Below are 7,606 nucleotides of genomic sequence, written 5' to 3' on the forward strand. Positions count from 1 at the left end.
ACCTATTTTGTCCACGCTCAACTATAATTCTCTCATCAGCCGCCCATGTTGAAACAGATCTTTTATCGTCATCTACTTGTTATTATTACCAGTGTGCTTTTCACACCTATTGCAGTGGCGAACCCAGCTATTAGTTTGCCAAGAACAAAACAACTAATTGAAGGTGTTTATACTCAAGATTTAGAAGCGGCTGGTTATTTTCAACAAGGAGTTAGCAATTACACAGAGGGAAATTTAGTTGGAGCTTTTGCTGCTTTTCAGAAAGCTGTGGAACGTGACCCCAGTATTGCGATGGCTTACCATTATATGGGTAGCGTGTTTTTGCAAAATGGTCAGAATGCCGAAGCGATCGCAGAATTTTCCAAAGCTATTGAATTAGATCCTTCTTTAGGCGAAGCTCATTACAATTTAGGTATAGCTTTGTATCGCCAAGGTAGATTAGATGAAGCGATCGCAGCTTACCAGCGTTCCATTGCCATTAATTCTCGCAATTTTAATGCTTACTACAATATGGGAGTAGCATTGTATGACCAAAAACAATGGAATGGCGCAGCTGATGCTTATCGTCAAGCACTAGTTGTCAATCCCAAAAATACCAATGCTTTGTTAAATTTAGCCTTAGCTTTAGAGCAACAGGGGAACATTGATGCAGCGATAGAAACTTACCAAAGAGTCACAGTTATCGATCCTAAATTAGTGACAGCACAGAATAGTTTGGGGAATCTTTTAGTTAGACAAGACCGACCAGCAGAAGCGATCGCCGCTTACCAAGTAGCAATTACTAATCAGCCAAAAGATCCCGTAGCTTACTACAATTTAGGTCTACTGTTTTACCAAGAAGGTAAGTTAGAACAAGCCTTATCACCTCTGAGAGAAGCTAGGAAAATTTATGAAGACCAAGGTAACACCGCTAAAGCTACAGAAATGACTGCACTAATCAATCAAATTAAACAAAAATTGCAGACTCAGAAATAAGTAAACTACCACCTTTTTTTGCAAAAATTAGTTAATTGGTAGGCGATTGATATCTTTATTAGAACCAATCACTACCATTGCTGAACCCTTTTCTAGTCGTTTGTTGGGAGTAGGATTAATTTCAAACCTGCCATCCTGACTGACAGCTAATATACTTACCCCGTAGCGATTACGTAGTTGTAATTCGGAAATAGTTTTGCCATGAAACCCATCGGGAATAATCAATTCTATGATACTATTTTCTGGATCTAGCTCAAATCTTTCGATAATGTTTGGTTTAGTTAAAGCTCGCGCCAAATTACAACCAGCTTCATGTTCTGGATAAATTACATGATCTGCACCAACTCTTTTTAAGAGCTTCACATGAACTTCAGAAGAAGCTTTGGCTACTACATGGGGAACACCAGCTTCCTTTAAATTAAGTGTGGTAATAATGCTTTCTTCCAGATAATTCCCGATCGCCACTATCACAGTATCAAACTCATAAATTCCTGATTCCTTAAGTGCTGAAGCTTCAGTAGAATCTAGCTGCACCGCATGAGACAGTAGCTGATCGGTTAATGCTTGCGATACTCTTTTTTCATCTACGTCTGTTCCCATTACTTCATATCCCATTTTATACAAGCTGGAGCAGACAGCCCTACCAAAACGACCTAATCCAATTACAGCAAACTGGCTATTTCCTTTACGCAAACTGCGGAAAAAATTCAATGATGAAAGACTCATAAGTTATTGTGAATTTGAATTAGTGACTATTACTTTTTAGAGTAACCAAGTATGGACAAAAAAACATTATCCCACTAAAAGATTTTCTTCTGGGTAATGCACTGACTTAGGACGAGGATCTCCTAAAATCGCTGCCATAAATAGTAAAACTCCTACCCGACCGATGTACATAGTGGAAATTATCAGTAACTTTCCTACTACTGAAAGTTTAGCAGTAATTCCTGTGGAAAGACCGACTGTACCAAAAGCTGAAACAACTTCAAATAGAATTTGAAGAAAGTCTAATTTTGGATCTGTGAGGGAAATCAAAATTGTCGAAAGTAACACAGTAGCAACTGAACCAATCAGCACACCAACCGCTTTTAAAATCAAAGAAATAGCAACTTCGCGTTTATACAAAGTTACTTCTTCTTGCCCTTGTAAAATTGCTTTTGTCGCACTAGTGAGAACGCGCACAGTTGTAGTTTTTATCCCGCCACCTGTACCTCCCGGACTAGCACCCATAAACATCAAAGCAATAGTTAAAAATAACCCGGCTGTGGTCATTTTTCCGATATCAATAGTATTAAATCCAGCAGTTCTGGGAGTCACAGATTGAAACCAAGCATTGAGTACTTTTTCACCAAAATTCATCAGCCCAAAGGTTTCTGGATTCCTCCATTCGATAAAAAAGAAAGCAATTGTGCCAAATACTAAAAGTATGATTGTTGTGCTAGTCGCAACTTTAAAATTTAAAGAGAATCTGACACAGGCTTTTTTGCGTTGGATGCGATCGCGCAACCACAAAAACATCTCAAAAATAACCCCATAGCCAATTCCGCCAAAAATAATCAACCCCGTTACTACAGCAATTAACAAAATCGATGATTGATAGCCAATGAAGTTATCCTGAAACAAACTAAAACCAGCATTATTCCAAGAATTAACACTGTGAAAAATTGACAACCACAAACCTTGACTTAGCCCGTATTTGGGAGCGAATACAGGCATTAATAAGAAAATCCCTGTAATTTCAAAAATCATCGTAGTAGCGATAACTGAGCGAATTAATTGGGGAGCTTCTTGCAATCCTGGTCGATCCAAAGCTTGTTGAATCGCCATTTTATGCCGTAAATCAAACCTACGTCCCACTAACAAAATTAAAAAAGTTGTTGTTGTCATATACCCCAGTCCCCCAATTTGGACAAGGGCAACCATAAATAACTCTCCCCAAAAAGAAAAATAAGTTCCAGGATCTACCACTGATAGCCCAGTCACACAAACCGCAGAAGTTGATGTAAACAATGCCACAATCGGGTCATTCCAATTCCCACTGCTAGTCGAGAAAGGCATCATTAATAGGAGAGCGCCGACAGTGATTACAGCGAGAAAACCTAAACAAATAGTTCTAGATATGGTCATCGAAAATTTACATAGTAGTCTTTTTGCAGCTTACTGCTTTCTGAGCACTTTAAATCGAAAATTAAAAATCAAAAATTAAAAATCAAATCACCTCCTCTGTTAGGCTAATTGTAAATGTTACAGAACTTAACACAGAGATATTGGTTATGCCATCTACCCTAAATCAAAGAATTCAGGACTTTTACGACGCTTCCTCTGGACTTTGGGAAAAAGTGTGGGGCGAACACATGCACCACGGTTACTACGGTGCTGAAGGAAACATCAAAAAGGAACGTCGTCAGGCGCAAATTGATTTGATTGAAGAACTCTTAAAATGGTCGGGAATACAGCAAGCTGAGAAGATTCTGGATGTGGGTTGTGGAATTGGCGGTAGTTCGTTATATTTGGCGCAAAAATACAAGGCTACGGCTACGGGAATTACCCTGAGCCCCGTACAGGCGGCTAGGGCGACAGAGCGGGCGGCGACAGCCGGAATGAGTGAAAAAACTCAATTTTTGGTCGCAGATGCTTTACAAATGCCTTTTTCTGATGCTTCTTTTGACTTTGTTTGGTCAATGGAAAGTGGCGAACACATGGCAGATAAAGAGCAATTTTTACGAGAATGTTATCGGGTATTAAAACCAGGAGGAACTTTTTTAATGGCTACTTGGTGCCATCGTCCAACTAAGTCGCCGAATACGCCATTAACACCTGATGAACTACATCATTTGGCGGAAATTTATCGGGTTTATTGTTTACCGTTTGTGATTTCTTTGCCAGAATATGAAGCGATCGCCAAAAACCTATCTTTCCAAAACATCCGCACCGCAGATTGGTCAAAAGCAGTCGCACCTTTTTGGAATGTCGTCATTGAATCAGCTTTTAATTTAGAAGCCATAATCGGTTTGCTATTCTCCGGTTGGACTACTATTCAAGGCGCAATGTCCCTGGGATTAATGCAACGCGGATATGAAAGCGGATTAATTAGATTCGGCTTGCTTTGTGGCAACAAATAATCAAAATCTACAACTTGTAGAGACGTTTCATGAAACGTCTCTACTGCTGTGAAACCCGGTTAGCTACCCCTTCTATCTTCTTACACCTCTTTCTTCTTCTTTCTTCGTGTCCTTCGCGTCTTCGTGGTTCAAAAAAATGAAAGAAACTCGGCAAAAGACTTATTCATTTCCCACTACTGCGGTAGATTCTCCAAGCAAACAGCCTGCAAAACATTGGTTTTATCCCTATTGGAAATTTTCCCGTCCTCACACTGTCATTGGTACTACTTGCAGTGTAATAGGGCTGTATTTATTGGCGATCGCATCCGTAAATCACAACATTAATTTATCACTGCTTTGGCAATTGTTAGGCGCTTGGGTTGCTTGTCTTGCAGGCAACATTTACATAGTCGGATTAAACCAAATAGAAGACATAGAAATTGACCAAATTAATAAACCGCACTTGCCCTTAGCCGCCGGAGAATTTACTCCTAAACAAGCCAAATTAATTATTACCATTTCAGGAATATCAGCCTTATTAATAGCTGGGTTAATGGGGCCATTTCTCCTGGGAATGGTGGGAATTAGTTTAGCCATTGGCACAGCTTATTCCTTACCGCCGATTCGCTTAAAGCGGTTTCCCTTTTGGGCAGCAATTTGTATTTTTACAGTGCGGGGAGCGATCGTCAACTTAGGACTATTTTTGCATTTTCGTTGGGTGTTGGGAGCTAATCAACTAATTCCCCCAGAAGTGTGGGCATTAACCTTATTTATTTTAGTCTTTACGATCGCGATCGCCATCTTTAAAGACATACCCGACCTCGAAGGCGACAAACAATACAACATTACCACCTTCACCATTCAACTAGGACAAAAAACCGTCTTTAACCTCTCACTCTGGCTACTAACAACCTGCTACTTAGGCATGGTAATTGCGGGAATCTTCTGGCTACCTTCAGTGAATACAATATTCCTAGTCATCACACACCTATTCGCACTAGGAATACTGTGGTGGCAGAGTCAACAAGTAGATTTACAAGATAAAATTTTCCTAGCCAAATTTTATCAATTTATCTGGAAACTATTCTTCTTAGAATATCTTCTCTTTCCCCTTGCTTGTCTGACCAAGTGATAGCGATCGATCAATAAGGTGTAGGGGCGGGTTTAGCCAACAGGTTGGAATACCCAGCAATAAAATTGAAATCAAAACCCGCCCCTCCCAAGCATCTGTAGCAAACATTTAGGTAATCTAACGCAAGTTGCTAATTATTAAATTGAGGTTGGTAGTAGGTAGTAGGTAATGGGTAATGGGATTCCTACTACCTACTACCCACTACCCACTACCTATCACCACGTTAGTAAGTAGCAACTTGAGGTAATCTATACAAAACCATTAACTGTTTCGTGCATTACATTTAGGCAAATCAAAACCAGGTCATTCTTCAGGATGACCTATGATTCTATCCCTAGTTGGAGGAACCCATTTGGGATAGCCAGCAATAATAAGTCAAACCCAATAACTTGCAAGGCTAAATTCGAGTATCTGCAAACCTTAGTTTGTCAGCAAATCACATAATTAAAAGTCAAAAAAGTTATTGGTAATAATAAAGCAAAATTACAAAACCCAGCATCCAGCATAACTTCTTTGCCATAAATACCAGGAAACATAAATGGATAAAATACTTTTGAAAGGGAGAAAACTTACACAAACAGTAGCATTGTTGCTCACAACCAGCTTAAGCGCACCCCTTTTTGTTGCTTGCGGAAGCTCAAATACAGCTAACCAACCCCCCGTTTACGATAATCGTCCCACAGCACAAAATACAGCTAATAGAAATACGTATCCACCTAGACCCCAAGCCCGTCAAGGACTATCAACCGGACAAAAAGTAGCAATTTTGGCTGGTGCAGCCGCACTTTATTATCTGTACAACCAACACAAGAACAAACAAGAGCAAGGGGCAACAGGCAAATATTATCTTTCCAAAAACGGGCGTGTTTACTATCGTGATGCAGCAGGTCGTGCTCAGTGGGTAACACCTCCACCTGGAGGAATCAGAGTTCCAGAAGAACAAGCCCGACAATACCAAGACTTCCAAGGTTACAACGGAAGAACCACAGGCAGAGATCTTACAGACTTAGCTCCAGTACAATAGCTGGTTTTGTCAGACTTTTCAGCATTATTATTCAGCGAAGATATAGCAACCGCAAAAGTGTAAAAAACATTCATAATTTAGGAGAATGAATCATGGTTGATGGATTTTTCAGAAAAATCGGCGAAATCGCTTTTGGCTCCAATAATGACCAAGAGGATGAACAAGTACATCCAGCGAGCCAAGACCCTTATGGCGACCCAGCAGATGTAGGAATGTCAGGTGACGTGCGTCCGGCAAGTGAAGACCCCTACGGCGATCCCGCCGATCAAGGAATGTCAGGTGACGTGCGTCCGGCAAGTGAAGACCCCTACGGCGATCCCGCCGATCAAGGAATGTTTGGTAACGTGCGTCCGGCAAGTGAAGACCCCTACGGCGATCCCGCCGATCAAGGAATGTCTAGCAGTGGTTATATGGTCGAGCCTTCTGCTGGCTACCCATATAACAATCCCAATGATGAGGTAATGTCTCGCGGTGGTGCTTCCGGTAACGAAGACTACTACGAAGATGAAGGCAATGATAGAAGAAATTCCTGGTAACTGTTTGGCAAAAAGTTTGTTTGGAGATGCTAGCGGTACTTAGAGAGAGAAAGCAAGAGACAGTGGCAGATAATGCTACTGTCTTTTGTTATAGCTACCAAAATTTTGTTTGTTAAAGCTGGTATTTGCTTGGCAAAACTACTAAAGTAAATATAGAAAGCCGCGCTTTTCTCTCCAGAGATAGAGGCTTTTTCCAGGAAAAATTTTAACAACACAACGGAATATATCCTGTTCTCAGCCTTATGCTACTAAACAAACATGAAGTAAAAACCTACGGCGGAGGTGACTACAATGAATTTGAACCAGAAAATTACAGATACCGCCTGTGATGCGGCGTTTACCGGAAAAGAACTACATCCTTGGGATTTTGACCCGGCGGTAGCGGAGTTGCAAGGTCTGTTACGTGCTCACGGTTACACTATTAGGATGATTGATGGAGATTTTGGTAGCATTACAGAAGCTGCTGTCAGGTCATTCCAAAAAAAACATGGTTTAAGAATTAATGGTGTAGTTGGGTCACAAACCTGGGCTGCATTAAAATCTACAGTGAAACCAGGAACTCGTATCCTGCGACAGAGATACAGTGGTAATGATGTATATGAATTACAAGGATTGTTGCAAGTCAATGGTTATGAGATCAACCGAACTGGAATCTTTGACCAAAAGACTAAGTTAGCTATTAAGGACTTTCAACAAAAGCATAAATTAAAAGATAACGGCATCGTCAATAGTATTACTTGGACATTATTGCGAGGCGGCTACCCTCAACCCAGTTCTGCTAAAGAGCCTTTTTGGTTATCGAGTTTCCTGAAGTGGCGCTGAGGCAGGGGAGATGGGG

The 7,606-nt window shown here is 40.7% G+C and carries 8 protein-coding genes; 6 read left to right on the forward strand and 2 right to left on the reverse strand.

All coding sequences use genetic code 11. The annotated features are described in order from the left end of the window. Positions 1-45 precede the first annotated feature (45 nt). The gene (locus IQ264_RS14315; protein ID WP_193981461.1) at positions 46-975 is read left to right on the forward strand and encodes a tetratricopeptide repeat protein; all 930 of its coding nucleotides are present in this window, start codon (positions 46-48) and stop codon (positions 973-975) included. A gap of 27 nt (positions 976-1,002) precedes the next feature. Here the strand turns inward: IQ264_RS14315 and IQ264_RS14320 are convergent, their stop codons facing one another. Both IQ264_RS14320 and IQ264_RS14325 read right to left on the reverse strand, forming a co-directional pair. Continuing rightward, positions 1,003-1,701, reverse strand: coding sequence for a potassium channel family protein (locus IQ264_RS14320; protein WP_193981462.1), 699 nt, complete (start codon positions 1,699-1,701; stop codon positions 1,003-1,005). A 66-nt stretch (positions 1,702-1,767) separates the two neighbouring features. Beyond that, positions 1,768-3,102, reverse strand: a complete 1,335-nt coding sequence (locus IQ264_RS14325) for a TrkH family potassium uptake protein (protein WP_193981463.1) — start codon at positions 3,100-3,102, stop codon at positions 1,768-1,770. Between the two features lie 146 nt (positions 3,103-3,248). Between IQ264_RS14325 and IQ264_RS14330 the strand changes: the two genes are divergently transcribed. From IQ264_RS14330 to IQ264_RS14350, 5 genes are all read left to right on the forward strand, one after another. Next, positions 3,249-4,097 carry a methyltransferase domain-containing protein gene (locus IQ264_RS14330; protein ID WP_193981464.1) on the forward strand — a complete coding sequence of 283 codons (849 nt, stop codon included), beginning with the start codon at positions 3,249-3,251 and terminating at the stop codon, positions 4,095-4,097. 136 nt (positions 4,098-4,233) lie between these two features. Continuing rightward, positions 4,234-5,208 carry a homogentisate phytyltransferase gene (locus tag IQ264_RS14335; protein WP_193981465.1) on the forward strand — a complete coding sequence of 325 codons (975 nt, stop codon included), beginning with the start codon at positions 4,234-4,236 and terminating at the stop codon, positions 5,206-5,208. A 538-nt stretch (positions 5,209-5,746) separates the two neighbouring features. Then, entirely contained in the window at positions 5,747-6,232 is a 486-nt protein-coding gene (locus IQ264_RS14340; protein WP_193981466.1) for a hypothetical protein, read from the forward strand. A gap of 92 nt (positions 6,233-6,324) precedes the next feature. Further along, positions 6,325-6,768: a translation initiation factor gene (locus tag IQ264_RS14345; protein WP_193981467.1), complete on the forward strand. Its 444-nt coding sequence runs from the start codon at positions 6,325-6,327 to the stop codon at positions 6,766-6,768. Positions 6,769-7,059: 291 nt separating this feature from the next. Continuing rightward, positions 7,060-7,590 (forward strand): peptidoglycan-binding domain-containing protein, encoded by a 531-nt coding sequence (locus tag IQ264_RS14350; RefSeq protein WP_193981468.1) that lies wholly within the window; start codon positions 7,060-7,062, stop codon positions 7,588-7,590. Positions 7,591-7,606: the final 16 nt, after the last annotated feature.

This window comes from [Phormidium] sp. LEGE 05292, from assembly GCF_015207735.1.
Lineage (GTDB): Bacteria > Cyanobacteriota > Cyanobacteriia > Cyanobacteriales > Aerosakkonemataceae > Floridanema.

Bases quoted from the DNA above. Each gene is read 5' to 3' on its own strand.
- IQ264_RS14315 (WP_193981461.1), top strand. From the start codon at position 46: ATGTTGAAACAGATCTTTTATCGTCATCTACTTGTTATTATTACCAGT.
- IQ264_RS14320 (WP_193981462.1), bottom strand. From the start codon at position 1,701: ATGAGTCTTTCATCATTGAATTTTTTCCGCAGTTTGCGTAAAGGAAAT.
- IQ264_RS14325 (WP_193981463.1), bottom strand. From the start codon at position 3,102: ATGACCATATCTAGAACTATTTGTTTAGGTTTTCTCGCTGTAATCACT.
- IQ264_RS14330 (WP_193981464.1), top strand. From the start codon at position 3,249: ATGCCATCTACCCTAAATCAAAGAATTCAGGACTTTTACGACGCTTCC.
- IQ264_RS14335 (WP_193981465.1), top strand. From the start codon at position 4,234: ATGAAAGAAACTCGGCAAAAGACTTATTCATTTCCCACTACTGCGGTA.
- IQ264_RS14340 (WP_193981466.1), top strand. From the start codon at position 5,747: ATGGATAAAATACTTTTGAAAGGGAGAAAACTTACACAAACAGTAGCA.
- IQ264_RS14345 (WP_193981467.1), top strand. From the start codon at position 6,325: ATGGTTGATGGATTTTTCAGAAAAATCGGCGAAATCGCTTTTGGCTCC.
- IQ264_RS14350 (WP_193981468.1), top strand. From the start codon at position 7,060: ATGAATTTGAACCAGAAAATTACAGATACCGCCTGTGATGCGGCGTTT.